This window comes from Blastopirellula sp. J2-11, assembly GCF_024584705.1.
Taxonomy (GTDB): domain Bacteria; phylum Planctomycetota; class Planctomycetia; order Pirellulales; family Pirellulaceae; genus Blastopirellula.
The window spans coordinates 2,925,579-2,950,338 of the sequence record NZ_CP097384.1 but is presented as its reverse complement, the minus strand read 5'-3'; the positions used below and the strand labels follow the sequence as shown (position 1 = coordinate 2,950,338).

Here is a 24,760-nt window from a genome sequence, read left to right as displayed (position 1 = left end):
CTTGCTAGCGTTTGGGGCCGTAGAACTCCACTCGCGTGGGGGGAAGCGGATAAGGAGTCTGGCAGTCCTCTCTAGAGGACCTCGCGTCAAGGAAGACGGTGCGTTGATACGCGCGCTTCTATTTTGATGACGTCGCCTAATCCTGACCGCCGCTCATGGAGCGAACTTTGATGTTCGAGCCTGAGTTTCCCGACATTCGCATTGGAAGCACAAACCATGGAATCTCAATCTCGCGCCTTATCCGGCCGTCAGCCGGTTCAGGAAGAACCCTTCGAAGGAGCAGATGTCATGACGACTGTCACCTCCCCCGCCGTAGCCCTGGAAGTTCGTAAACGGGACGGCCGCATCATTTCGTTTGATGTCGTTCGCATCGCCTATGCGATCGGCAAAGCTTTCCGCGCTGAAATCGGCGTGCCGGACGGTCAAGAACTGGAAAGTTCGCTCGAAAATCAGGTCAAAAGCATCTCGGAAGCGGTCATCGATCAGATCGAAAGTCGCCCGTTCAGCCGCGACGGAGTCGATGTCGAGTCGATCCAGGACGCGGTCGAAATCCAACTGATGCGTCACGGCCACTTCTCGGTCGCTCGCCGCTATATCCTCTACAGAGAAGAGCACGCCAAACTGCGTGCGTTGCGCGCCGCGGACAGCGACGGAAATCTGGTCGCTCCGCGGATCAACGTGAAGCAGGAAGATGGGACGAAAGAGCCGTTCGACGCGACTCGTCTGCGTCGTCGGGTCTATTCGGCCGTTCGTGGTCTGGAGCAAAACTGCTCGGCCGAAGAACTGGTCGAAGAGACCTATCGTTCGCTCTATGACGGCATCACGCCGCAAGAGATCTATCGCGCGATGATTCTCGCTTCGCGTTCGCGGATCGAACGTGACCCCGACTACGACAAGGTCGCCGCTCGCTTGATGCTGATGGTGATCTACAACGAAGCGATCGGGCGTCTGCATCCGAAAGAAGATATCGCCGAAGTCACGCGTCGCGAGTTCAGCACGTATATTTCGACCGGTATCGAAGCGGGCCGTCTGGCCGAACGACTGCGTGATTTCGATCTCGAGCGAATCTCGGCGGCTCTTCGTCCTGAACGTGACGCGGCGTTCCCGTACCTGGGGCTGCAGACGATCTATGATCGTTACTTGCTGCACATCGACGGTCGCCGGATCGAGACTCCCCAGTACTTCTGGATGCGTGTCGCAATGGGTCTGGCCTGGAACGAAGAGAACAAAGAAGACCGCGCGATCGAGTTCTACAACATTCTCTCGACGTTCCGCTTTACCTCGGCCACGCCGACGTTGTTCAACTCCGGCACGCTGCACCCGCAGCTCAGCTCGTGCTATCTGAGCACGGTCGATGACGACCTGGAGCACATCTTCAAGGTCGTTTCCGACAACGCGATGCTGTCAAAATGGGCCGGCGGACTTGGCAACGACTGGACCAACATCCGGGCCACCAACGCCCACATCAAGGGAACGAACGGCCAAAGCCAGGGCGTGATCCCGTTCCTGAAGGTCGTCAACGACACCGCGATCGCGGTCAACCAAGGGGGCAAACGCAAAGGCGCCGTCTGCTCGTACCTGGAATCTTGGCACTTGGACGTCGAAGAGTTTCTCGACCTCCGCAAGAACACCGGCGACGATCGCCGTCGTACGCATGACATGCATACGGCCAACTGGATCCCCGACTTGTTCATGAAGCGCGTTCGCGAAAACGCCGACTGGACGCTGTTCAGCCCGGACGAAACGCCCGACTTGCACGACCTGTGCGGTTCGGCCTTCCAAGCTCGTTACGAAGAGTACGAGAAGCTGGCCGACGAAGGCAAAATGCGTCTGTTCCGCCGCTTGCCGGCCAACGAACTGTGGCGAAAGATGCTGACTCGCTTGTTCGAGACCGGCCATCCGTGGATCACCTGGAAAGATCCGTCGAACGTCCGTTCGCCGCAGGATCACGTCGGCGTCGTTCATAGCAGCAACCTCTGCACCGAGATTTTGCTGAACACGTCCAAAGACGAAATCGCCGTTTGCAATCTGGGCAGCATCAACCTTGTCGCTCACATCCGCAATGGCGAGCTCGATCTCGAGAAGCTGCGTGAAACGGTCACCACCGCGGCCCGCATGCTCGACAATGTGATCGACATCAACTATTACCCCACCGGCGAAGCCAAGACCTCGAACGCGCGTCATCGCCCGGTCGGCATGGGTCTGATGGGTTTCCAAGACGCTTTGTCGTCGCTCGGCGTCAGCTACGCCAGCCAGGAAGCGGTCGAATTCGCCGATCGCAGCATGGAAGCGATTTCGTACTTCGCGATCCTCGCTTCGTCGCAATTAGCGGCCGAACGTGGAACGTACGAAACGTACAAGGGATCGAAATGGGATCGCGGCATTCTGCCGATCGACTCGCTCGACATCCTGGAACAAGAGCGCGGCCTGCCGATCGAAGTCGATCGCAGCTCGACCTTGGATTGGCAAGTTGTTCGCGACTCGGTTCGTGAGCATGGCATGCGTAACAGCAACGTCATGGCGATCGCACCGACCGCGACGATCTCAACCATCGTCGGCGTCTCGCAATCGATCGAACCGACCTACAAGAACCTGTTCGTCAAGAGCAACTTGTCGGGCGAGTTCCCGCAGCTCAACCTGCGGATGGTCCAAGACCTGAAGGCGGAAGGCTTGTGGGATAGCGACATGGTCGAAGCGATCAAGTACTACGACGGCGAACTGACCGAAATCGACCGAGTTCCGGACGAATTGAAGCTTCGCTATCTGACCGCATTTGAAGTCGACAGCAAGTGGTTGATCGAGTGCGGCGCCCGGCGCCAGAAATGGATCGACATGGGTCAGTCGCTCAACTTGTACATGGCCCAACCAAGCGGTCGCAAGCTGCACGACATGTACATGTTGGCCTGGAACGTCGGCCTGAAAACGACTTACTACCTCCGCACGCTCAGCGCGACGCAGGTCGAGAAGTCGACGATCGACGTCAATCGTTTCGGCATCCAACCTCGCTGGATGAAGAACGCCAGCGCTTCGGCCGATATCCGCGTCGATCGCGGTGATGCCGCCGAAATATTGGACGAACTGCCGCCGGAACAACCGAAGGCCTGCAATCTGGACGGCGACTGCGAATCTTGCCAGTAGGCGATCGTCGCGCTTCCGAAATTTTCTCAGCCGGCCACGCGATGTGCCCGGCTGCACCACGAGAAGAAAACTAGCCCGAGGCGCAAGCCGAGGGAATCCGCTTGGCCACTTCCAGCGGGATTGCTGATCCTAGATCCTATTTCGCTTTGCAAACGCATTCCCTTGGCTTGCGCCTCGGGCTAGTGTCGAGATTTGCTTTTTTATTCGCACACAATCGCAAGGGAGCGATACGATGTCTATTCCCAGTGTCGATAACCAACTCGAAACCGGCGACGGCCAACGAGTACGGGCCAACGACAAACGCCTGGTCAACTGCTCGCAGGTCGACGTCAATCAGCTGATGCCGCTGAAATACAATTGGGCTTGGGAGCACTACATTAATGGGTGCGCCAACCATTGGATGCCGACCGAAGTGCCGATGACCAAGGACATCGAAACCTGGCGCAGCGACAAGCTGACCGACGACGAACGTCTGGTCATCATGCGTAACCTCGGGTTCTTTTCGACCGCCGAAAGCCTGGTTGGCAACAACTTGGTCTTGGCGATCTTCAAGCATGTCACCAACGCCGAATGTCGCCAGTATTTGCTGCGTCAAGCGTTTGAAGAAGCGGTTCACTCGCACACCTTCCTCTACGTCGTCGAAAGTCTCGGCCTGAACGAAGGGGAAATCTTCAACATGTATCATGAGGTCCCGGCGATCACGCGCAAGGACCAGTTTGAAATGAAGCTGACGGCCGAAGTCCTCAGCCCCGATTTCAGCACCGATACGTACGAAGGTCTCCAGGCGTTCCTGAAGAACCTGATCGGCTACTACATCATCATGGAGGGGATCTTCTTCTACACCGGGTTTGTGATGGTGCTGTCGTTCCATCGCCGGAACTTGATGACCGGCATCGGCGAACAGTTCCAGTACATCCTGCGTGATGAGACGGTCCACCTGAACTTTGGCATCGACCTGATCAACGGCATCAAAGCCGAAAACCCCGATCTGTGGACGCCGGAATTCCAGGCCGAGATCATCGACCTGATCAAACAGGCGGTCGAGTTGGAAATCGAATACGCCGGCGACTGTCTGCCGAACGGCATTTTGGGCCTCAACCGCGACCTGTTCCGCGACTATGTCCATTACGTCGCCGATCGCCGCGTCGAACGTATCGGCTTGCCGAAGCAATTCGATTCGAAGACCAACCCGTTCCCGTGGATGAGCGAAACGATGGACCTGGCGAAGGAAAAGAACTTCTTCGAAACCCGGGTCACCGAGTATCAAAGCTCGGGGGCGCTGAACTGGGACTAACCTGGTTGAGAAGCATAAAAAAAAGAGGCTGGTCCATCGGGCCAGCCTTTTTTTGTGCGCGGTGGATGCGCCGCAGAATCAGTCAAATTCTGCTGGATTGCACGTGATGCCTTGGTAGACTGTTGACGAGCCCCTGCACGCAAGAACGAGAAAACGCTTCCCACTTTGCGGGAAACATTTTCTGATGAAACGGAAGTTGCAAGGATTCCATTCATGGTCGAGCGAGATGCTGAAACGCCAGAACAAGCAGCACTGGTCCAGCCCTCCCTATCCGCCGAAACAACTCGCGAGATCGCGGCTTCCTGCGCGCCGGAAGGAGATCGTCCAACGGCGATTCGCTACCGCGTGGTCGCCTGGCTCACGGCGGCGGCGGCGCTGGCTTATCTCTGTCGCAATTCGCTCGGCATTGCCGAAAGTCAGATCCGTGACGACCTGGGGCTCTCCTTGGTTCAATCCGGGCACGTCATGGGAGCGTTCTTCTGGAGCTACGCATTTTTTCAAGTCCCGACCGGAGCATTCTCTCACCGTTTCGGCACTCGCCTAGCGCTGACGATTTTTGCGATCGCGTGGTCGGCCACGACGTTGGCGACGGCGCTCTCTCCCGGACTCTGGCTGTTGATTTCGGCCCAACTGTTGATGGGCGTCGCCCAAGCAGGCATCTTTCCGGCATCCACCAACACCGTTAATTATTGGATGCCGATGTCCTCCCGATCTTTGGCGTGCGGCGTGCTGTCCGCGGGAATGCAAGTCGGAGCAATCGCGGCCGGCATCCTGACCGGTCTGTTGTTAAGCGTGATGAGTTGGCGCTGGAGTTTTGCTCTGATTTCGCTTCCCGGCGTCGTGTGGGCGCTGGCGTTTTATCTGCGGTTTCGTGATCGACCAGGACTTGCTCCCGAGGCCAACGCGGCGGAACAAGCGTTGATCCAAGCAGGTCGACCGCGCGAGCAAATGGCCGCTGCCGACGATGATGGCGGTCCCACCGACTGGAGAGCCGTTCTGCTTCATCCCGGGCTATGGCTGATCCATGGACAACAGATCTGTCGAGCAGCCGGCTATATGTTTTTCGTCAGTTGGTTCCCAACGTTTCTGCAAGAGACGCGCGGCGTTTCGATCGAACATTCCGGCTATATGCAGGGGGTCGTCTTGGCGGGAGCGCTGATTGGCAGCCTCTTAGGAGGAATCTTGACCGATGGGATCTGGCGAAAGACCGGGAGCCTATGGCTTAGTCGTAGCGGTGTCGGTGCGACGGCGCTGGGTATTTGCTCGGTGCTGATTCTCTGCAGTTGGTTCGTTGAAGATCTCAATTTTGCGATCGGCCTGTTAGCGTTCGGCGTCTTGTTCGCGCAACTGGCCAGTCCCGCGATGTTCGCCGCGGTTATAGATATCAGCGGTTCACGCGCGGCCCAGGTGCTAGGCGCCGTCAATATGACCGGAAACCTCGCGGTCGCCGTTTGTCCTATTTTGGTCGGCATCCTCTTCGAGCGAACCGCCAATTGGAATTTGGTGCTGATCCTGTTCGCGGCGATTTATTTTATCGGAGCCATCTTCTGGGCGTTCGTGGACACGCGCCACGGAATTTTCACCAAGGCAGATCAACAAGCCGAGGAAACGCTTCCGATCAACGCAGTCAGCGTAGCGACCGCCGAAGAATGACCGCTCGCGTCTCCGGGCAAGACGATTAGTGCCTCCGCACCAGCAAGAAAGTGCCGCCGATCACCAGCGCCATTCCGCCGATCATCAGCGGCGTGATCGTCTCCCCCAAAAAGAGCGCGCCCCACAAGACGCCAAAGACCGGCACCACGTAGGTCACCGAGAGCGCTTTGGTTGGGCCGCAATCGGCCAGCAGTTGGTAATACAAGACAAAACCGACAGCGCTGCATAGCAGCGCCAGGGTGATCGTGCAGGCAATCACCAGCGGCGTGATTAACTCTGGCGTCGGTCGATAGAGGAACAACCCCGGGATCAGCAGCGTACCGGCGATCAACTGCGCGGCGCTGGCGACGGCCATCGGTTTCAGGCGCCCGGTGTGGGTCTTGATGTAGACGCCGGCCGCCGAATAGCAAACGGCGGCGGTCAAACAGGCGCAGCTTCCTGCCAACAATTCCCATGACGGCGCGACCGGGCCCAATCCAGCGATGACGCCGACGCCTAACAAGCCGAGGATCGCGCCGACGATCATCATCCAGGTCGGACGTTCCCCAAAGACAAAGGCGCTCCAAGCGACGCCAAAGATCGGCGTTGTCGCGTTGATCACCGCCGAATAGCCGGCTGGAATGTAGAGCGCCGCAATGCCGAACATCGTAAACGGGATCGCCGCATTGAGCAGCGCAATCACCGTATATTGCCGCCAATTACGGCGCCACTCGATTTGGAGTCCGCGAGCCGTAAAAAAAGTGACCAACACAATGCCGGCGATCAGCAAACGACTTGAAGCCAGTCCAAACGGTCCTAACGCCGGCGCCATGATGCGCATCAGCAAGAACGATCCGCCCCAAATGGCGGCCAAAACCGTCAGCTTCGCGTAGTCAGTCGGTCGCATGCAGGCAGTATTTCAAATTGCGAAAGTAATTCATCCCAGGGACGCACGATGCAGATAGAAAGTTCGCGCCCAAAAGGATTAAGCGTACCAACGTAACAGAAAGCGCGGACTGCGGAAGGAACGACGGCTCACAAACTGAGCGAGATTACCGCATCGCGTACCGTCAGTGAGAAAGAGTGACAGCGCCTCCATTCTAGTCCGCAATCGGTTCATAACCGTAGTCAGCAAAGGGAGATGCGGCAGTCCGCCTAGATAACGTGCGCCGGCGGGGGTGACGACGATTGGCTGCTAAAGCACCGGAAACCCACTTCCTTACATGGTATTTCCCTTCTAGCCATCCGTCTTGCTTCGTACTTTGCGCATCTCCTCAACAACTTCAGACAGCCCCCAAAAAACCGAATGCTACGCCCCCCTAAGTTCTGCCATTCCACGATTCGGTTTAACTGCTGCAATGTGGCGTGATGAGTGATATTTGCCGTAAAAGTTATCGGTTTTCACAGAACAAATCCGTTTTCTAAGGTCGAATCAGCGCCTCCATTGGTGCAATTATCGCTCTCCTTGAACAGCGAACGATCAACGCGACTGCATGCCTTTCAACCAGGTTGTTGCATCGGTGAAACATGCGGCGAGCCGCTCTGCGCCTCTTTCGATTCGTCACCTAGTTTTTGAGAGGAACAGCCGACATTGAAATTCGTCGAGGGCTAGGCTTGCTTATCGGCTTCGACTGTCGAGAAATCCGTGGATGCGAGAAAAGGATTCGAGAATGAAAAAGAATGTCGCCGTGCTATATACTCGCCCTGAGAAAGACTCCTCTCCACTAGTGAAAGCATTTGAAGCCGCCGACTTTGACGTGCTGGCGATCCATGATTCAGAATCTCTCTATCGGATTGTTAATCGACAACAAATCGATGCGATTGTGATCGAGAATAAGCTCAATAGCTTTCTGACTGGTCTAGAAACGTTATCGCGTCTCGAACAAGCTTTGGTGCGGCCTGTCACGGTGCTACTGGGAACCTTATCGGAAAAAGAAAAAGCATCCGCAAAAGATGGGAATGTCGACTATCTCTTCGGCTGGGACGCTTCGCCCAACGAGATTGCCGACGCCTGCTTTCGTTCTTGCCGATGGGAAGCGAATCGAGGACTATTCATTCCCGAAAGCGCTCGCCATTTGGTGCGCGACGCCGACTTTTTGCAACCGCTGCCTCAGTTAGCGGTGAAGATCGCCAAGTACTTCAACGACGAATCGGCGACAATCTCTGATGTGGCGAATGACATCTCTAAAGATGCGCTTGCCGCGGCCGAGATTTTCCGCAAGTTGAATTGCTCCTCTGCGGGGCTGCCGAACAAAGTCCATCGGCTTCAGGACGCGGTTTCGCTGCTCGGCATCAAGCAAACGGTGGTGATCGTCCTCCGCTTTTGCATTCATCGCTGCCAAACGGATTTGTTGGAGCGTCTGGATAGCGATTTGATCTCCTGGTTCGGAGTTCGCAGTACGATGATCGCCAGCACGGCGTCGGTCTTCGCTCAACGTTGTCAAGACATTTGTCCTGACATGGCTTATCTGCTGGGTCTCTTTCAAGACATCGGCATGTTGGCGCTGGCGCATGAATACGACAGCTATTTCAAAATCATCCAGCGTTATCGAACCGTTCCACAAGTGCGTCTAGAAATGCTGGAAGAGGAAGACTACGAAATAACGCACGCCGACGTGTCGGCGGCGATCATGCAACAATGGCAATTGCCCGCTTCGTTTATTCGCCTGATTTTGCACCATCACAATGCGGAATCCGACTCCGTCGATCTTTCGGAAATGGAACAGGGAGTTATCCGAGCCATGCAAATCGGCGAAGCGCTCGCCAATATGCAAGACTATCCTTCTTTATGCCGGTTCCAACGATTTGAGCAACTCCTGCAGGCTCTTCCCAACTATGACAAAATCAACGTCAAGAGTTGTCTTGGAGAAGCGATCGCCAAGGCGAGCGAATCCGCCGACTTGTACAAGACCCCCATCCCGGATGCGAAACAATGGAAAAATTTCGTGATTGGAATTGGAGACCAACTCGCAGGCCGCGCACCGAGCCAAGGTTTCGTGGACGAAGCGGAAATCCCCGCCGATTCGGTTAGCCCGAAAAATGACGCGATTCCCCTTTTGATCGTCGTGGACGAAAACCCAGCAATTGCTACGCATGTTCGAGCTGCACTATCCGAATTCGCGATTGCTGTCGAACATTGGATGACGCCCAAATCGTGCGAGGAATTAAGGGGGAACATTTGCGGAATTTTGTGCGAAGCTCACTTCAGCAACGACAGCGGCATTTCCTTTATTCAACGTGTGCGCAACCGTGGAAATGAGACGCCAATCATTATGATGAGCCAAGATCGCAATCGCATGACGATCCTCAAGTCGATTCAAGCCGGGATCAATGAATTTTTGACCAAGCCGTTTAGCGAGGGGCAGCTACTCGAGAAACTTCAGCGCCAAGGAATTCTCAGCGAAGCCCTGGCCACGCCGCAGCAATAATGAAGAGACCGCTCTCTTTCGCGGAGGACGGCGGAGCTTCGTCCTGCTTCGATTCTGGGTATAATCGATTCGCGTTGAATTGATTTCCTCCCAGATTAGATGCGTTTTATGTCCACCTCCCGACGCCCTATCGGCCTTCCTGTGACGATCGCGGTCATCATGATCGTGCTGTTGGTCATGTTGATCGTCGGCTGGGTGCTATTAGCGGTCTGGGGCGCCTACAACGACGAAGACTCGGCGATCCTGTATTGGACCATCCTCCCAATCGGAGCCATCTTTCTAGCGACCGTTTTGGGGGGCGTGATTTTCTATATGGTTCTGTCGATCAAGTCGATCAACTTGAACATTCGCCAGGCCAATTTTATCGACAGCGTTACGCATGAACTCAAGAGCCCGATCGCATCGCTTAAGCTATATCTGCAAACGCTCAACCGGCTAAAAGTGTCGGAAGCCGAAGCGGTCGAATTTTACGGCACGATGCTCAAAGATGTCGAACGGCTCGATCACCTGATTAATCACCTGCTCGAAGCAGGCCGGCTCGACCGAAGTCGCGACGAGGCCGAAGCCGAAGAAATCCGACTCGACAAGCTGTTGATCGGCTGCGCCGACGCGTCGCTGCTGCTCTATCGAGCGCCTCGCGAGATGATCCAGCTTCATTTGCAACCTTGCGTCATGCACAGCTATCAGGGCGATCTCGACATCATCTTTCGCAACCTGATCGATAACGCGATGAAATACTCCGGCGCCAACGCATTGATTGAGATTCATCTGCGGCTCGACGCCAACCAGAAGGCAGTGGTCGAAGTCTCGGACAACGGGCCTGGCATCCCCAAAGGAATGCGCCGTAAAATCTTTGGTCGTTTCGTTCGTTTGGGACTAGAACTGCAGCGAGAAAAGCCCGGGACCGGACTTGGTTTGTACATCGTAAGGACGCTGGTGCGGCGACTGAGAGGATCGGTTAAAGTAACGGACGGTCGGCAAGGGCAGGGGACCCGATTTATCGTCACCTTGCCTGGCGCTCGACCGCTGAATGAGAATCCGCAGTCCGAAGAACAAAATGCGGCGTAGCTGGGGAGGACGTCGTGCCGATGCACGGGGGAAAAACAAATCAACAGACGCGAATCTTGGTGGTCGAAGATGAAGCCCATCTCGCGATCGGCATTCGCTATAACCTGGAAGCGGAAGGCTTTGACGTCACGGTTGTCGAAGATGGGCGCAGCGCGCTGGAAGTGGTCGACAAAAATCCACGCCAGATCGACATCGTGATTCTCGATTTAATGCTTCCCGGCATGAGCGGCTATGCGGTTTGTGAAACGCTCCGCGCTAACGGCGAGGATATGCCGATCTTGATCCTCAGCGCTCGCACGTTGCCCGAAGATCGGAAGCGCGGCTTCGACGTCGGCGCCGATCAATACATGATGAAGCCGTTCGATCTTGATGAGTTCATCAGCCGCGTAAAAAACCTGCTGGCGGCCCGCAATCGCCGCGACCAAGCGCGTCAACGGGAAGAACCAGAGACGCTGAAACATTTCGAGTTTCGGGACGTAAAAATCGATTTTGAAGCGTTTCAAGTGGTCTGCGGCGACAAGCCGATCCGGCTGACGCAGTTAGAAGCCAAGCTGCTCCGCTACTTCTGCGAAAACGAAGGCCGGATCATTCCGCGCAACGAACTGCTGACCGAAGTCTGGCAGATGTCGCCGAACATCACGACCCGCGCACCGGACCAGTTCATCTTGCGAATGCGCAAGTTGTTTGAGCGAGACCCGTCGAACCCACAGCACTTCATCACGATCCGAGACGCCGGGTATCAGTTCTTGGCCAGAGAAGCAGCGGCGGAAGCGAATGACGCGGCGCCAGAAGAAACGTCGCCTGAGTAGCGTGCGTCTGGACGCACCTCTTTGAATCGATCGGCACTTCGGTGCGTCTAGCGCACCTACCTTAGCGCATAAAAAAAGAGGGCCGCTGGGGACCCTCTTTTTCTGTATTCAGCGGTCGGCTTAGTGAATCGCCGAGCCGTCTTTGCTTCGCTTCTTGTAGTCGACCACGTTCCAAGCCAGACCGGTCCACTTCATCACGCGGATGATGTTGTAGGTCAGGTCGAATTCCCACCACTTGTGACCATGGTTGGCCATGCGGGGGTAAGCATGGTGGTTGTTGTGCCAACCTTCGCCAAAGGCGGTCAACGCGACCCACCACAGGTTCTTGCTTTTGTCGGTCGTCTCATAGTTGGTGTAGCCCCAGATGTGCGACGCCGAGTTGACGAACCAGGTGACGTGCAACACGACCACCAAGCGGGCGAACATACCCCACAACACCCACGAGGTCGCATAGTACGAACCGCCGTAACAATAGCCGGCGAACGCCATCAATCCGCCTAGCGCCAAGTGCGAAGGGATGAACGCGTAGTCCAGGAAACGCATGCCTGGCTCTTTCAACAAGTCGGGAGCCCAGCGTTCGTGGATCGATCGCTGTTCTTCACGATTACGGAATGGGAAGAGCCACCACATGTGCGCCCACAAACCGCCATGCTCGGGCGAATGCGGATCTTCGGGTTGATCGCTATGTGCGTGATGCTTGCGATGCATCGCGACCCAGTCGAGGGCCGAACCTTCGCCCGCCAATCCGCCGATAAAGGCCAAGATCATGCGAGTCGGGTAATGCACCTGATAACTGGTATGGGTCAACATGCGGTGAAAGCAGAGCGTGATGCCAACACAGCCGGTCAGATAGTAAAAAGCGACAAAGATCGCAAATCCGCTCCACGAAAAGTAGAACGGCGCGGCCAAAGCGACGACATGAATGCCGGCGAGCCAGCCGAAAATGATCCACGCAAAGCCAGACTTGTAGCGATCGGTCAGTTTTTCAGCGATCGGCGGTTCGATGCGACGCGGTTTGCGCGTCTTCGTCGTTTTGGCCGTCGGCTTGGTTTCAGTCGCGAGGTTGGATTCATTCCAATCCTCCGAGGAGACGGCGTCATCTTCGAAGTCGTCGCCCGCTAGTTTGTTATCGTCGGAGACTATCGACATGGGAGCTCATCATTCCGGTGGGAGAGGTTCGGCCGCTAACGTGAAATCCATCATTCGACGCTGGCGACTCCAAGTTTCTTCGTTGTGATTGTAGAGAGTGTCGAGTCAAAGTGAGTCAACGGAACGTTCCAGCTTCGTAATAGTTGTGTAACAATCGCCGCAACGCCTGTTTCATTCCGTATTTACGACGCAAAACCGCTCGTCTAACGCATGCTGTCACGCCAGTAGAGGGGGAGCAGGGACGCCGCAGCGGAGAATCGCTAGCGGCGTATCCAAAGAAGAAGATTGTGGCGGCGCCATCGACAGGACTACTTGGCGGCGTCAGCCGAGCCCGTTTCGGAAGGCTGTTCCTGCTTTTTCTCGGTCTGCTTTGCTTCCTGCTTTTCTTCGACCTTTGCTTCGGGCTTCTCTTCCGTTGGTTTCGCCTCGGGAAGCTTGCCGACCAGCGGCTTCAGTTCCCGCAACCAGATATTGCGATAGCGGACCGGATTGCCGTGAAACTGCAGTTGAATTTTTCCCTTCGGGCCGTGCTTTTCAAACTTTGGCGGGCTATCCCACGCGGTGGTTCCCTTCAACTCGTAATGGTTTTGCACTAACACTCCGTTGTGCAGCACAGTGAAGTAGCCGGACTTGGCCAGAGAACCGTCGTCGTTGAACTGCGGTGCGTTGAAGATGATGTCGTAGGCTTGCCACTGGCCAGGCTTGCGTGACGCATTGACCATCGGCGGCGACTGCTTGTAGATCGAAGCGGCCTGACCGTCGAAATAGGTCGGATTGTCGTACGAATCGAGAATCTGGCATTCGTACTTGCCAAAGAAATAGACGCCGCTGTTGCCGCGACCTTGTCCCTTGCCAGAGACTTTCTCCGGCGTGGCGAACTCAATATGCAGCTGCATATCGCCGAAACTATCTTTGGTGGTGATCCCACCTTTCGCCGCTTGGGCGTAGCCATCTTTGACGATCCACTTGTCTCCGCCGTCCCATTGGGACAGGTCGCTGCCGTCAAACAGCACGATCGCGTCGGCAGGAGCGTCGCCCGGCTTGGCGCCTGGCTCGACAACCGGCGGTTCGGGCCACTCGATCCCGCTTTTCCATTCTTTGCCGGCAGACAGAGAAGCGGCCGACAAAACAGCGGCGGCGAACACAGCGAAAAAACTGAAGTACTTCATCGGGGGTAATCTCCAAGGGCAGGGGCCGCGCATAAATAAGCCAGATTGACGGCTACGGGGGGGAGGAAGAACCGCTATTCTAGTTCCTAACCTGCGATAAGTCACCTTGGCGGGGCCAATCTTCCCGCCGCCGCATTCATTAACTCGGGAATTGACGATGAGAAGACTCACTTCAGCGCTCTGGCAACGTTTTTTACGCTATTTTTTGGCCGGAATCTTGGCCGTCATGCCGCTGGCGCTGACCGGAATGATCGTGATCTGGCTCGCCGGTTTTCTCAACGGCTTCGTGGGGCCGACCTCCTTTGTCGGGCAACAGCTAAGCCGCATCGGCGTGGCGAACGGTACGCCGACCGTGCCGGTTGACAGTGAGGATATCAACTGGATCGCGTACTTGTTTGGCTGGGTGATCGTCCTGGGAGTGGTCTTCCTGATCGGCATGCTCGTCGAAACGGGGTTAAAAAACACGTTCAACTCGTTGGTCGATTCGATCATCATCCGCGTGCCGCTCATCGGCAAGTTGTACGGCACCGCTCGGCAGTTGGTCGGCATGCTCGATAAACAAGATGACGGAGAGTTGCGCGGCATGAAGGCCGTTTTCGTCATGTTCGGCAAAGAAAATGGCGCCGGCATCCTCGCGTTGATGCCAACCTCGGATCGGTACGACATCAACGGCGTCGACTATCACGGCGTCTATCTGCCGACCTCGCCGCTACCGATGACCGGCGGCATTGTCTTTGTTCCCTGCGACGCAGTCCAACCGGTCGAGATGTCGGTCGACGGCCTGATGAGCATCTACCTGTCAATGGGCGTCACCGCGCCGCAGTTTTTGCAAACGGCCGGCAAGGGAATGAATAAGAAAGGGCCTGTGCCGAAGCCGGACTAAAGGAGAAATATCGGGTTAGCCTTGAATCGCGCTAGAATCAGGGCCGCGGCATTCCGCACCGCGTTTGCGCCATCCCTGCCACACCGCCGAGACAACTGGCGAATCTCTCGGGGGCGACATCGGCGGTACGCCAAACGATGCAAGCCTTGCTCTTTGCTACCTTTAGCGCCAACGCTCTTCCGTCCCAATTCTGGCCAGGATCGATCGCTTGATTCGAGGCTCGCCCCCACTTTTCTTGGGCGCGCCAAGTGCGCACACCCGGCAAATTCCGACCAATCGGCAAACTTTCGCTAATGCGCAATTTCTTTCCTGTCGATTCACTGGAATAGATCCACTGGAATATTTGGAATTATCCAAAAATCCACTTTATCGCTGCAGATTGGCGTCTTAAGCCGATGGAAGTGGGACCAGAGCCAACCGGTAGAGCAACTACTTATTCACGTAACGCGTCCTCATCCAGGTCCGTCCAATGACTCGCATCAATACCAACGTTAGTTCGCTTGTCGCTCAAAAGAACCTGGGCCGTTCGAACGCCGATTTGAACGTGACCCTCACTCGTTTGAGCACCGGCTTGCGAATCAATAGCGGCAAAGACGATCCGGCCGGATTGATCGCCAGCGAATCGCTTCGCAGCGACATCACCAGCGTTGAAAAAGCGATCACCAATAGCGAACGCGCCAATCAATTGATCGCCACGGCCGATAGCGCCTTGGGGCAGGTCAGCTCGTTGCTCAATGATATTCGGGGCCTGATCTCCGAAGCCGCGAATACGGGCGCACTGAGTGACGAACAGGTCGCGGCGAATCAGCTGCAGATCGACTCGTCGCTCGAAGCGATCGACCGTATCGCCCAGGTAACCTCTTTCCAGGGAAAGCGGTTGCTCGACGGCAATCTTGACTTTATCACGCAAAATGTCAATCGCTCATCGATCGCCGGTCTGCAAATCGATCAAGCCAACTTCGGCACGCAAACTTCAATCGGCGTAGCCGTCAAAGTGGTGAGTCAGGCGACGCGCGGCACGCTCAACTATGGCTTTGGCGCGGTCGCAGACGACCTTATTCTCGAAGTCGGCGGCGCCAACGGGACCGAGGCGTTCAATTTCGCCAAGGGCTCGACGATTGAAGAAATCGCTTCGGCGGTCAATTTGGTCTCCGACGCTACCGGGGTTGAAGCGGTGCTGGAAACGGCTGCGACCAAGGGAGAACTAACCGTCAGCAGCTTCGGTAAGGATAATGACATTCTCTTGACCGCCAACGAAGCCGGTTTTGAGCCCGGCGATGTCCGGATTAAGTACGCCAAAGGGACGTCGAGTACGACCACCGCGACCTACACCGCTCAAGTTGGAGATGATCCTGCGAAACTAGAAGTGACCCTCGGCGTGACCGAGTACGAAACGGCCAGCGTGACTGTCGACACCGCCGGCACTGACAACGATTTTTCGATCACGGCCAATCAAGCCGGCGCGGATTTCAATGATATCTCGATCATCTTCAACGATGGCGCAATCACCGGACAAGAAACAGCCGTCTTTGACGCCGACGCCAAAACGTTGACGATTACCAAGAACGCGGCTTCGACCGGGGCGGACATCATAGCGGCGATCAATAGCACGAGCCCGCTCTCAAACACGCCGTTCGCCATCGTCGATGGCGCCGCCGTGAACTCGGACTTCTCGATTACGTCCGATTCGACCGGGCTGGCCAACAATAACACCACGATCAACTTTATCGGCGGCGGTACGGCCGGCGCCGAAACGGTCGCCTATGACAACTCGGATCCGGACGCTCCGATCATTACGGTCACGATCCAAGACGGCGTCTCGACCGCGAATCAGGTGATCTCTGCGATCAATCTTGACGGCGTCACCGGCCCATTATTTACTGCCGCCGCCAACGTCGCCGGCAGTGATGGCTCCGGCGTAATTGCGATCGGCGACAGCGGCGCCGTCACGACCACCGCCAACAACTCGGGCGTTTCGGCGCTCTTCACGGCGGCTCTTGTCGAAACGCTGGGAAGCGGCTCTGGCGCGGTGGCCTTTACCGGCACGTTTGGGACGACTACATCCGGCGGCGTCGACGGCGGCGACGTGAGTGCAACCGCGAATGACGTGATCGAAGCGATCAACGCCGCCGTTGGCAATACGACGGTCACCGCCTCTTTGGCCGCCGGTAACGACGGACATGATGCGGTCACCGAATTCACGAATTTCGCCTACAACGGCGTTCCCGAACAAAACACCAGCTTGCAGTTTCTGGCGCCGGAAGACTCACCCAACATCCGCTTTGTGTCGAACGCAGGCACAGAGCTCTCGATCGACACGACGACTGATCCCCGCGTCGAAGGCGTATCGCAGGCGATCATTCAAAACGCCGACCCTGACGGCACCTTCTCGATCATTGCGAAGCTCAAAGGAACCGATTACGACGGCTACTCCATTAGCTTCGTAGACGACGCCACCGTCACCGGCGGAGCGAATGAATTCGGCGTACTCGACAAAGAGAACAAGACGCTAACCATTCACCTGGAAGACGGCGTCTCGACGGCGGAAGACCTGCTGACCGCGATCAACGACGACGCCTATATCAGTCAGTTCTTCGAAGCCAAGAATTTTGGTTCCAGCGATGGTTCGGATGCGGTTACCATCGCCGACCTGACAATCCCGGCGGCCACCACCGGCGGCTTGGTCAGCGAGGGAACGCTGGTCGTCAATCTCGAAACCGACGCCGACGGCAACATCAAGACGACGGCGAACGATTTGATCGCCTTTTTTGATGATCCCAGTGCGTTTATCTCGGATCCGACCCATGCAGCCAACGCTCTCGCTTACCTCGAAGCTCGCGGCATCAGCGTTACGAATGTCGAAGGAAGCGACGGCACAGGGGTACTTGAAGTAACCGCGGATGACATCGCCTTTGCGACTAGCGGCAACGACCTGGAAGACGCCCAAGCGTCCGGTTCGACTTACGCCGTGAACGGCGCCAACGCTCAACTGAGCTTCACGGCGGTCAATTCGGGCGAAGAGTATGACAACGTCACGGTCCGGTTTGTCAACGACGCAACCGTCACCGCCGGCGTTAACGAACGGGGCGAATACGAAGCGGCCACCAAAACGTTGACCTTCTTTATCGAAGCAGGCACGACTTCCGCCGACGATATCGCCGACATTTTTGACTCGCTAGACGCTAACTACAACGAAGACCTCGCCCAACTCTTCAGCACCACATCGGGCGGAGCCGGACTGGTGACGACCGACGACACGGCGACGCTGACCGGCGGCGTCGTTGACAACGGAACGACCGATGGCGCCGCGTTGATTGGAAACTCGGACTTAGAAAATCTGGGGCTGACTTTCCAAGCAACCAACTTCGGCTCCGACTCGTTTGTCAGCGTGAAGGCCCTCAGCGGTGCGTTCAGCCTGGCCGATCAAAGCGGCGCCACCAACGTGGACCGTGCGTCCGGAACCGACGTCGATGTCCGCATCAACGGCATCCAAGCGATCGGCGCCGGCTTGAAGGCCTCGATCAACACCTCGTCGCTTGACCTCAGCTTCACGCTCAGCGCCAGCGTCGAAAGTAATTCAAGCTTCGAGTTCGAGATCGTCGGCGGCGGCGCCTTGTTCCAACTGGGCCCTGACGTCGTCAGCAATCAGCAGGCGCGGCTTGGTATTCAAAGCGTCAGCACCGCCACCCTAGGCGGCGTCAGCGGACGCTTGTTCGAGCTGCGCTCAGGCGGCAGCAAAAGTCTGACCAATGATGTTGGCGGAGCCGCCAAAGTCGTGGACGAAGTGATCTCGGTGGTGACCTCGCTACGCGGTCGCTTGGGAGCTTTCCAGAAGACGACCTTGGACTCAAATATCTACTCGTTGAACGACACCTTGGCGAACCTGACCGAGGCCGAAAGCTCGATCCGCGACGCCGACTTCGCCGCCGAATCGGCGAGACTGACGCGAGCCCAGATTCTGGTCCAAGCCGGCACCAACACGCTGGGGATCGCCAACCAAAACCCGCAAAACGTGTTGAGCCTGTTGCAGGGCTAAACGAAAGCGGGGCAGGGGATCCGATCGCCTCGCAGCCTGAGGTGATCGAGAAGGTGAACCTTACGCCGATCGACGTAAGGTTTTGCTTGGCGTTCTGCACCACGTTCGCCAGATTTATCTGCAGGTGCGGTCGAAAGTCGAGGACTTCACAACGTTGCGATAAGCCTGGCGAAAAAAGCTCTCCGCTGGGATCTTCAAGCCGCTTCTATTTCGTCAAATCGAAATTAATTACATTCTTCCCAGGCTCCACAGTCGCGGTCAACTCTCCCTTCTTGCGGTATTTGCGCGGTACCAATTCTGGCATTCTCACCGCATCAGGTTCGTCACTCGAGAGAACCCGCGTGCTGACAACAACTTGATGCTCACCAGGCAGACAACCCTTCGTGTCGTAGGTGAACATCAGTTCGTATTGCCCATTTTCATCGGTAGCGCCGCTTGAGGCGCGCCCCGAATCGGGGTAAAAGACAACTTCCGCACTCGGCAACGGTTCGCCGTTGAGCGTGATCGCTCCCGACACCAGACCGGTTGCGGGACCTGATTGACCACATCCCAGTAGCAATAGTCCTGTCGCAACGGCAGGAAACGTACGCAGCCATGACTGCGATTGGATTCTAAACATATTATGCATTCTCGTCTTTCGAGGAAGAGAGCTGTCGACTTTCATCGTGCGAAGTCGACAGCGATGGGGGGGGCTATTAGGCGACATCGCCAAATCTCGCGGCCAATCTCATTGATTCACCAACCACTCGCGGGACGCAGCTCCCATTGTGAAACTGGCCAACTTCCACATCGCTAGGCTGACGCCGACGATCTAGAGACTGGGAGTGACTTCCCCTCCGGATCTCGTCCCGAAACTCTCATAGACGGTTCCATCAATCGTCTCAGGGATAAAGACGACCGATCCGTCGGCACGGCAGAAATTGGCTCCACCGGGGTGCATGCTCCCCAAAGCCCCCCAGGCGTTTGACCCATTGATCGTGAAGCTCGGATTCGCGGAAGTCGACCCGAGATTGTTATTCAGCCAATGCGCTTTATCCGAACCCACCCAGCACGAGGCGCGACGCGGCTTTTCGGCTCCGTCTTGCTCTCCAATGAAGACCGTATTGCTGGTTCCATCGGTAAGGTCATTAAACCCCGTCTCGCTGTTCAGCCAGAAGGTTCCGCTAAACTTCTTCATATAACCCGCATCATCGGTGGCCAGATTGTCGGGGTATTCGGTACCTAAGATCGCTTTGTAGTTGGTCTTGGCGTTGTCTTTGCGATGGGGATTCGCCGTGGGCATCGGACACGAGGGACACATGAAACCATCGACTGCGATTTGCCCCCAATTGGTCCCCGTCGTCCACCAAGAAAATCGATCCAGGTAGACGTCGAAATTGTCATTCTCGTCCCGGATCTGTTGAAACAGGCTTTCCTGCTCAATGTACGGCAGCACAAACACCATCCAACTCAACGAATTCTTATCGCTCCAAGCTTTGGCGGCGCCTGCTTGATCCCGATTGGAAACGCTCATTTGACCAGGAGGAAAATTGCCGAACGTATCGTGATGATTATGCAGTCCCAGCCCCATCTGCTTGAGGTTGTTAGTGCATTGCATTCTTCGAGCCGACTCACGAGCCTGCTGGACGGCGGGCAATAATAGTGCAATCAATACGCCTATAATGGCGATCACGACCAGCAACTCGACAAGGGTGAAAGCGGATTTGCGAACAAGCATAGAATCTACCTTGAACTAGAGATAAGAGAATAAAGAAAAGGCAGCGATAAAATGAAGCGAATCAAGTGATTGTGAGATCGGCGATTTCTCGTAAATCGCCGATCCGATCAGATTTGAGTTAAAACGGAACCGGCTGCGGGCCGTCTCTTCGAAACGTGACGTCATGTAGTTGGTCCATGCTTCTCCTACGCCAACGAATTTCAGGGACGTCCCCATCGAAACAGCTCTAAAATCTGAGCTCCGCTCAAGGCGACGCCGTACACGGTCAACTCATCCATACGACCATTGAAGTTGCGGATTTTGGATGGCAGCGCGCCTTTCTGCGGACTCCAATTTCCGATGGTCGCATCGCCCAGGACCAACGCGCCTTGTGCGGTTGGCTGGAACGGTTCCGACGAGATCAGCTTGCCGTTTAGGTAGTGCCGTACTTGTTGATCGGTCGCGTCATAGACGGTGACAATTTGCACCCAATTCCCAATATCCTGCAGCTGAAACACTTGGGGAGAGCGATAGTTATGTGTCGCCACGACTCCTGGATCAGGAACGCCGAGGATGAGGTGCCCCTCTTGATGAATCTGCCAGTGCGGATTGTTCACCTTGAACTCATCCGTCAGTAACAAGGAATTGAAGCGCCGGTCTAGTCCGTCGAGTCGAATCCAAGTTGCCAACGTCAGCGACGGGTAGCTGCCTGGGATCGAGATCCGCACGCGATCCCCAGGACGTTTGAATTCAAGACTCGACTTCCCAGGCCACCGCCCCTCGGCCCATTGCGCACCGACGATCGCCCCCGTCAATTCCTGTCCGCCGGCGGCATACCCCACCAAGCGGCGATCTTCCGTTTCGTGGCGATCAAAGGGAAAGTAAGCGATCACTCGCGGGTCATCCAAGATCGCGCCGCGGTGCTCTAACCAATTTTGCAAATGTCGCTGAGACGCTTCGCTGGTCAAAGTCGAAAGTTGATTGGGCGAAATAAAATTCAACGTTTCAGAATCGAGCGGCTTAGAAAGTCCATCGGCCGAGATCGCCAGCGCCTTCCCCTCGGAAAGCTCCTGACGCGTCGCTAAATTCCGATTTGAATTTGATTCGTAGAGTTCGATCTTCCCCTCAAATACTTGTACGTTGATCGAACCATCGCTGGATATTTCCATGCCAAACTCGGTGCCCAAATCGACCACTTCCATCGTCGAGGACAAGATCGTGAACCCTTGGGCAGGCTCCGGAATATTGGCTCGCAATTTCCCGAAGTGACAAATAATGTGACTAGGATCGACGATTTCTAAAGAAGCTGGTCCTTCGGCAACCACAGTGGCCCCGCTATAAAATTCAAGCTGCAGTACCCCCTTGTCCCAGACCAGCGTCTGGGGAATCAGCGTGGAGCCCTCGTGCCAGGTGGCGGTGTTTGCACCGACGACGCCCACCACGCGCGTTAACACGGCGACGCCCGAGTCGGTGGCGGCTTCCTCCTGTTCAAGATTTGTCGAGGTCGCAATCGCGGGCAAATCTTCGTTGTCGCGGCGCATCTCACGCCAACTCAATAACGCTATCACGAGAGACGCGGCGACCGTGAGTCCGACCCAAGCCCAAATGCGAGAACTTTGCGGCTGGTCTGGCTGTGTTGCTCGCTCTCCGTTCGTGGAGTGCGACGAGTTGATGACCGCTGCGACAAAGCCATCCGATTGCCTCTCGGCTCGAGCACGCGTTTTGAGAGATTCGACATATCTCACCGCGTCTCGATGCGTATCTTCGTACTGAGAAAGGCGATCACTAAGAACCAGATGATCTTTCAGTTGAGCCAGCTTCGCAGGGTCGGCCGTGATTACGGCAACCAGTTCGTCCAGTTCCGCATCGGTAGCGGCGTCATCCAGCAAGAGCGCCAGCAATTCGTAAAAGCGAGACTGAAATGCCACGAAATCATCCTAAGTAAAACGCTATTATCTCGGATTGCCGAATTGGACTGAATCGCAACCGCAGCTAAATCGATTCCGTGATTCGTCGTTCAATGCATGTTTTCAGTTGCTGTCGAATCCGGACGAGCGCTTGTCGCACGGCATCGACCGACATTTCCAAGTGAGCCGCTAAGTCAGGCGCTTTCCAACCATCCGAATATCTGCCGGAAACAATCTGTCGACTCTTCGGCGGCAGTTGCTCTACGCAATCGCGCAGATGCGCAAGACGAGTCGAACTCCACTCTGGGCAGTCGTCATCCGCTTCCGACGATCGCAACAACATATCGGCAAGGACCACATGCTGGAGACGTTGACGGCGCGCGCCCTTGCGGATTTCGTTTCTCACCAGATTTCGAGCGATTCCGCGGAGCCATTTTCCGACATCCTGTTGTTCATCAAAGCTTTCCCTTTCACGCAGCGCCACCAAAAAGGTCTCCTGCGCAAGGTCGTCAACCCATTCGGGATCGACTCCAAGCATCCGCACGAACGATCGCAATTGAACATGATTCTCGGCGACAAGTCCGGCAAACGATTCATCGAACTCGGCATCTTGGCTGCTCATTACCAATACCTTGTCATGGACCTAGTCAGTGTGACTAGCAATCTCAAAAAAAATAAAATATCGCCTCTTTCCATCTAGACCAATGGATCAATTCTGCATGTTAAACCAGTGCAGCCCCCCGCAAGCGAAATTAAAACGCCGTCACGAGTCCCAATATTTCATCCTGGAACCGTGTGGAAAATTGGGCCTGCAGAAAAACGATAAAAACCATGCCCAATAGTCAACTTATGCTCCGCAAAAGTAGCTTCGCACTACCCGAGCATTACGCTGGCGCCTCATATTGCTGCCGCACGGCTTGCGCAACAGACTTCGAAGAATCCTTATTCGCGGTGCGTCTTGCGCCAGGCTTTCGGCGTAACGCCGCGGATCTTGCGAAAGGCTCGGTAGAAGGTCGATAACTCGCCGAAGCCGCATTCGAAGGCGATCGACGCGATGGTGCGGTCTGACTCTTCGAGCAGTTGGCATGCGTGGTCGACGCGTTTGCGTTGTACGTAGTTCAGCCAGGTTTGTCCGGTAAGACGGCGGAAGATGTGGGTGAAGCGGCGGCGCGGCATGCCTAGCTCTTTGACCACATCGTCGATGGTGCTGGCCTCAAAGAAGTACGAATCGACGTGACGGACGTACGCGGCGATTTCGTCAACGTCGGGCTCCAAGCTCAGATCGCTGATCGTCTGCCCCGCAGGGATCGACTCCGACGTGAGCAGCGCCAGCACTTCCAAAGCGTTGGCGACCATCGCCAACGGAGTGGTCGGATCGGCTTGCCACTGCTGATAGAGCAAACGGCGCAGCCGGCGTTCGATCCGCTGTGAGAAATGAAGCTGACAGGCCTGTTTGCCGTGCGGCAAGACCGAGGTGACGTGCGGATCGAACCCCAGCAGACGCTTTTCGATGCACAAGACGTAAAGCGACATCGGCGAGCTCGGATCATCCTCGATCCGGTTCCGTCGCTCGGCCGGCACAACGACGATATCGCGCGGCCCAACCGTGTAGCTATCGGCGCCAATATGGATCTGTCCGCGACCAGCCAGGACGTAAAGAACCTTGATAAAGGGGTGCGAGCGCCACTCCATCACGAAGCCTGGCGCGTGATGGCTCTCGAGGATCGCGACTCCCCAACTCGGCAGATTTTCCGTGAGCGCGGTTTGCGTGCGCACGAGCATTCGTCGCCCCGTAAGGGGGTCGATCTGCGACGACTTGGGAGGAGGATGAGACATAGGCGTCTATATTAATCGCAATCGGCAGCCGCGTAATGAACGTGCGCGACCAGCGCATAAAAAAACCGCATCCGGGCGTGGACGCGGTTCCTTGTTTTTTAGCATCGCCAGGCGATCTTGTTATCGCTTGGGCGGGCCCATCGGCTGCGAACCTTCGTACGGGTCGCCGACACGATGCAGGTGGTTGTGGTCGATGTAGACCACTTCGATGGTTTCTTCGTCCACCAACGTATGCGGGAAGGGCCAGCCGATACGCTTGACTTCGGTGAAGTTGACCGTGCACTTATAGTGAGCATGGTGTAGTTGAACCGGGCCAACCAGCGGCATCACGCGGGGCGGATCGACATAGTCGGCGATCTTTTCTTTCTTGATGCGAACGTTGTTACGATTCACTTCGTGCAGGAACGGCATGCCGCCTTCAGTCGGGCGAGCTCGCTCCAAGGCGCGGATCACTTCGTCATCGCTCGGTGGGTCGAGCGCGACGTGCGGTCCGCCTGGCGGAATCGGCGGCAGAATCGGTACGCGACCATACCGCTCATGCTCTAGGAATTCATCTTCCTTCGCCTCTTGGAAGTAAGGCGAAACCGGAAAAGGCATAAAAAATGGGCCCAAAAATGGACCTTGAGTCGTACATCCGACGCTGTTCAGCGTCGACGCCACGATCGCCAGGCCAAGGGCGGTGCGAAGGCTTATACGGTACATGGATCAACCTCTC

17 protein-coding genes are annotated in these 24,760 nt (G+C 56.1%); 8 read left to right on the top strand and 9 right to left on the bottom strand.

Annotated features, from left to right (window positions below; translation table 11 throughout):
* The first annotated feature begins 288 nt into the window (after window positions 1–288).
* The 3 genes from M4951_RS11950 to M4951_RS11940 all read left to right on the top strand — a co-directional run bounded on the left by M4951_RS11950 (window position 289) and on the right by M4951_RS11940 (window position 6,085).
* A complete protein-coding gene (locus M4951_RS11950; protein ID WP_262026709.1) occupies window positions 289–3,138 on the top strand; it encodes a ribonucleoside-diphosphate reductase subunit alpha in 2,850 nt (949 codons plus the stop codon).
* Window positions 3,139–3,370: 232 nt separating this feature from the next.
* A complete protein-coding gene (locus M4951_RS11945; RefSeq protein WP_262026708.1) occupies window positions 3,371–4,432 on the top strand; it encodes a ribonucleotide-diphosphate reductase subunit beta in 1,062 nt (353 codons plus the stop codon).
* 213 nt (window positions 4,433–4,645) lie between these two features.
* Window positions 4,646–6,085 (top strand): MFS transporter, encoded by a 1,440-nt coding sequence (locus tag M4951_RS11940; RefSeq protein ID WP_262026707.1) that lies wholly within the window; start codon window positions 4,646–4,648, stop codon window positions 6,083–6,085.
* 25 nt (window positions 6,086–6,110) lie between these two features.
* On the opposite strand, the gene M4951_RS11935 is transcribed toward M4951_RS11940, so the two are convergent.
* Entirely contained in the window at window positions 6,111–6,971 is an 861-nt protein-coding gene (locus M4951_RS11935) for a DMT family transporter (RefSeq protein ID WP_262026706.1), read from the bottom strand.
* A 763-nt stretch (window positions 6,972–7,734) separates the two neighbouring features.
* On the opposite strand from M4951_RS11935, the gene M4951_RS11930 reads away from it, so the two are divergent.
* The 3 genes from M4951_RS11930 to M4951_RS11920 all read left to right on the top strand — a co-directional run bounded on the left by M4951_RS11930 (window position 7,735) and on the right by M4951_RS11920 (window position 11,369).
* A complete protein-coding gene (locus M4951_RS11930) occupies window positions 7,735–9,492 on the top strand; it encodes an HDOD domain-containing protein (RefSeq protein ID WP_262026705.1) in 1,758 nt (585 codons plus the stop codon).
* Window positions 9,493–9,600: 108 nt separating this feature from the next.
* Window positions 9,601–10,560, top strand: coding sequence for a sensor histidine kinase (locus M4951_RS11925; RefSeq protein ID WP_262026704.1), 960 nt, complete (start codon window positions 9,601–9,603; stop codon window positions 10,558–10,560).
* Window positions 10,561–10,580: 20 nt separating this feature from the next.
* The gene (locus M4951_RS11920; RefSeq protein WP_262026916.1) at window positions 10,581–11,369 is read left to right on the top strand and encodes a response regulator transcription factor; all 789 of its coding nucleotides are present in this window, start codon (window positions 10,581–10,583) and stop codon (window positions 11,367–11,369) included.
* 120 nt (window positions 11,370–11,489) lie between these two features.
* On the opposite strand, the gene M4951_RS11915 is transcribed toward M4951_RS11920, so the two are convergent.
* Both M4951_RS11915 and M4951_RS11910 read right to left on the bottom strand, forming a co-directional pair.
* Window positions 11,490–12,518, bottom strand: coding sequence for an acyl-CoA desaturase (locus M4951_RS11915; RefSeq protein WP_262026703.1), 1,029 nt, complete (start codon window positions 12,516–12,518; stop codon window positions 11,490–11,492).
* Between the two features lie 308 nt (window positions 12,519–12,826).
* Window positions 12,827–13,687: a DUF1080 domain-containing protein gene (locus tag M4951_RS11910; protein ID WP_262026702.1), complete on the bottom strand. Its 861-nt coding sequence runs from the start codon at window positions 13,685–13,687 to the stop codon at window positions 12,827–12,829.
* Between the two features lie 157 nt (window positions 13,688–13,844).
* On the opposite strand from M4951_RS11910, the gene M4951_RS11905 reads away from it, so the two are divergent.
* On the top strand, window positions 13,845–14,570 hold the full coding sequence (locus tag M4951_RS11905) for a DUF502 domain-containing protein (RefSeq protein ID WP_262026701.1): 726 nt from the start codon (window positions 13,845–13,847) through the stop codon (window positions 14,568–14,570).
* A 469-nt stretch (window positions 14,571–15,039) separates the two neighbouring features.
* A complete protein-coding gene (locus tag M4951_RS11900; protein WP_262026700.1) occupies window positions 15,040–18,606 on the top strand; it encodes a flagellin in 3,567 nt (1,188 codons plus the stop codon).
* A 205-nt stretch (window positions 18,607–18,811) separates the two neighbouring features.
* On the opposite strand, the gene M4951_RS11895 is transcribed toward M4951_RS11900, so the two are convergent.
* The 6 genes from M4951_RS11895 to M4951_RS11870 form a co-directional block, all read right to left on the bottom strand.
* Window positions 18,812–19,225, bottom strand: coding sequence for an Ig-like domain-containing protein (locus M4951_RS11895; protein ID WP_262026699.1), 414 nt, complete (start codon window positions 19,223–19,225; stop codon window positions 18,812–18,814).
* A 192-nt stretch (window positions 19,226–19,417) separates the two neighbouring features.
* The gene (locus tag M4951_RS11890; RefSeq protein ID WP_262026698.1) at window positions 19,418–20,323 is read right to left on the bottom strand and encodes a DUF1559 domain-containing protein; all 906 of its coding nucleotides are present in this window, start codon (window positions 20,321–20,323) and stop codon (window positions 19,418–19,420) included.
* A 200-nt stretch (window positions 20,324–20,523) separates the two neighbouring features.
* The gene (locus M4951_RS11885) at window positions 20,524–22,230 is read right to left on the bottom strand and encodes a LamG domain-containing protein (RefSeq protein WP_262026697.1); all 1,707 of its coding nucleotides are present in this window, start codon (window positions 22,228–22,230) and stop codon (window positions 20,524–20,526) included.
* A gap of 64 nt (window positions 22,231–22,294) precedes the next feature.
* Window positions 22,295–22,831 carry a sigma-70 family RNA polymerase sigma factor gene (locus M4951_RS11880; protein ID WP_262026696.1) on the bottom strand — a complete coding sequence of 179 codons (537 nt, stop codon included), beginning with the start codon at window positions 22,829–22,831 and terminating at the stop codon, window positions 22,295–22,297.
* A gap of 320 nt (window positions 22,832–23,151) precedes the next feature.
* Window positions 23,152–24,045, bottom strand: a complete 894-nt coding sequence (locus tag M4951_RS11875; RefSeq protein ID WP_262026695.1) for a helix-turn-helix domain-containing protein — start codon at window positions 24,043–24,045, stop codon at window positions 23,152–23,154.
* A 120-nt stretch (window positions 24,046–24,165) separates the two neighbouring features.
* Entirely contained in the window at window positions 24,166–24,747 is a 582-nt protein-coding gene (locus tag M4951_RS11870) for a hypothetical protein (RefSeq protein ID WP_262026694.1), read from the bottom strand.
* Window positions 24,748–24,760 lie beyond the last annotated feature (13 nt).

Bases quoted from the DNA above. Each gene is read 5' to 3' on its own strand.
- M4951_RS11950 (WP_262026709.1), top strand. From the start codon at position 289: ATGACGACTGTCACCTCCCCCGCCGTAGCCCTGGAAGTTCGTAAACGG.
- M4951_RS11945 (WP_262026708.1), top strand. From the start codon at position 3,371: ATGTCTATTCCCAGTGTCGATAACCAACTCGAAACCGGCGACGGCCAA.
- M4951_RS11940 (WP_262026707.1), top strand. From the start codon at position 4,646: ATGGTCGAGCGAGATGCTGAAACGCCAGAACAAGCAGCACTGGTCCAG.
- M4951_RS11935 (WP_262026706.1), bottom strand. From the start codon at position 6,971: ATGCGACCGACTGACTACGCGAAGCTGACGGTTTTGGCCGCCATTTGG.
- M4951_RS11930 (WP_262026705.1), top strand. From the start codon at position 7,735: ATGAAAAAGAATGTCGCCGTGCTATATACTCGCCCTGAGAAAGACTCC.
- M4951_RS11925 (WP_262026704.1), top strand. From the start codon at position 9,601: ATGTCCACCTCCCGACGCCCTATCGGCCTTCCTGTGACGATCGCGGTC.
- M4951_RS11920 (WP_262026916.1), top strand. From the start codon at position 10,581: ATGCACGGGGGAAAAACAAATCAACAGACGCGAATCTTGGTGGTCGAA.
- M4951_RS11915 (WP_262026703.1), bottom strand. From the start codon at position 12,518: ATGTCGATAGTCTCCGACGATAACAAACTAGCGGGCGACGACTTCGAA.
- M4951_RS11910 (WP_262026702.1), bottom strand. From the start codon at position 13,687: ATGAAGTACTTCAGTTTTTTCGCTGTGTTCGCCGCCGCTGTTTTGTCG.
- M4951_RS11905 (WP_262026701.1), top strand. From the start codon at position 13,845: ATGAGAAGACTCACTTCAGCGCTCTGGCAACGTTTTTTACGCTATTTT.
- M4951_RS11900 (WP_262026700.1), top strand. From the start codon at position 15,040: ATGACTCGCATCAATACCAACGTTAGTTCGCTTGTCGCTCAAAAGAAC.
- M4951_RS11895 (WP_262026699.1), bottom strand. From the start codon at position 19,225: ATGTTTAGAATCCAATCGCAGTCATGGCTGCGTACGTTTCCTGCCGTT.
- M4951_RS11890 (WP_262026698.1), bottom strand. From the start codon at position 20,323: ATGCTTGTTCGCAAATCCGCTTTCACCCTTGTCGAGTTGCTGGTCGTG.
- M4951_RS11880 (WP_262026696.1), bottom strand. From the start codon at position 22,831: ATGAGCAGCCAAGATGCCGAGTTCGATGAATCGTTTGCCGGACTTGTC.
- M4951_RS11875 (WP_262026695.1), bottom strand. From the start codon at position 24,045: ATGTCTCATCCTCCTCCCAAGTCGTCGCAGATCGACCCCCTTACGGGG.
- M4951_RS11870 (WP_262026694.1), bottom strand. From the start codon at position 24,747: ATGTACCGTATAAGCCTTCGCACCGCCCTTGGCCTGGCGATCGTGGCG.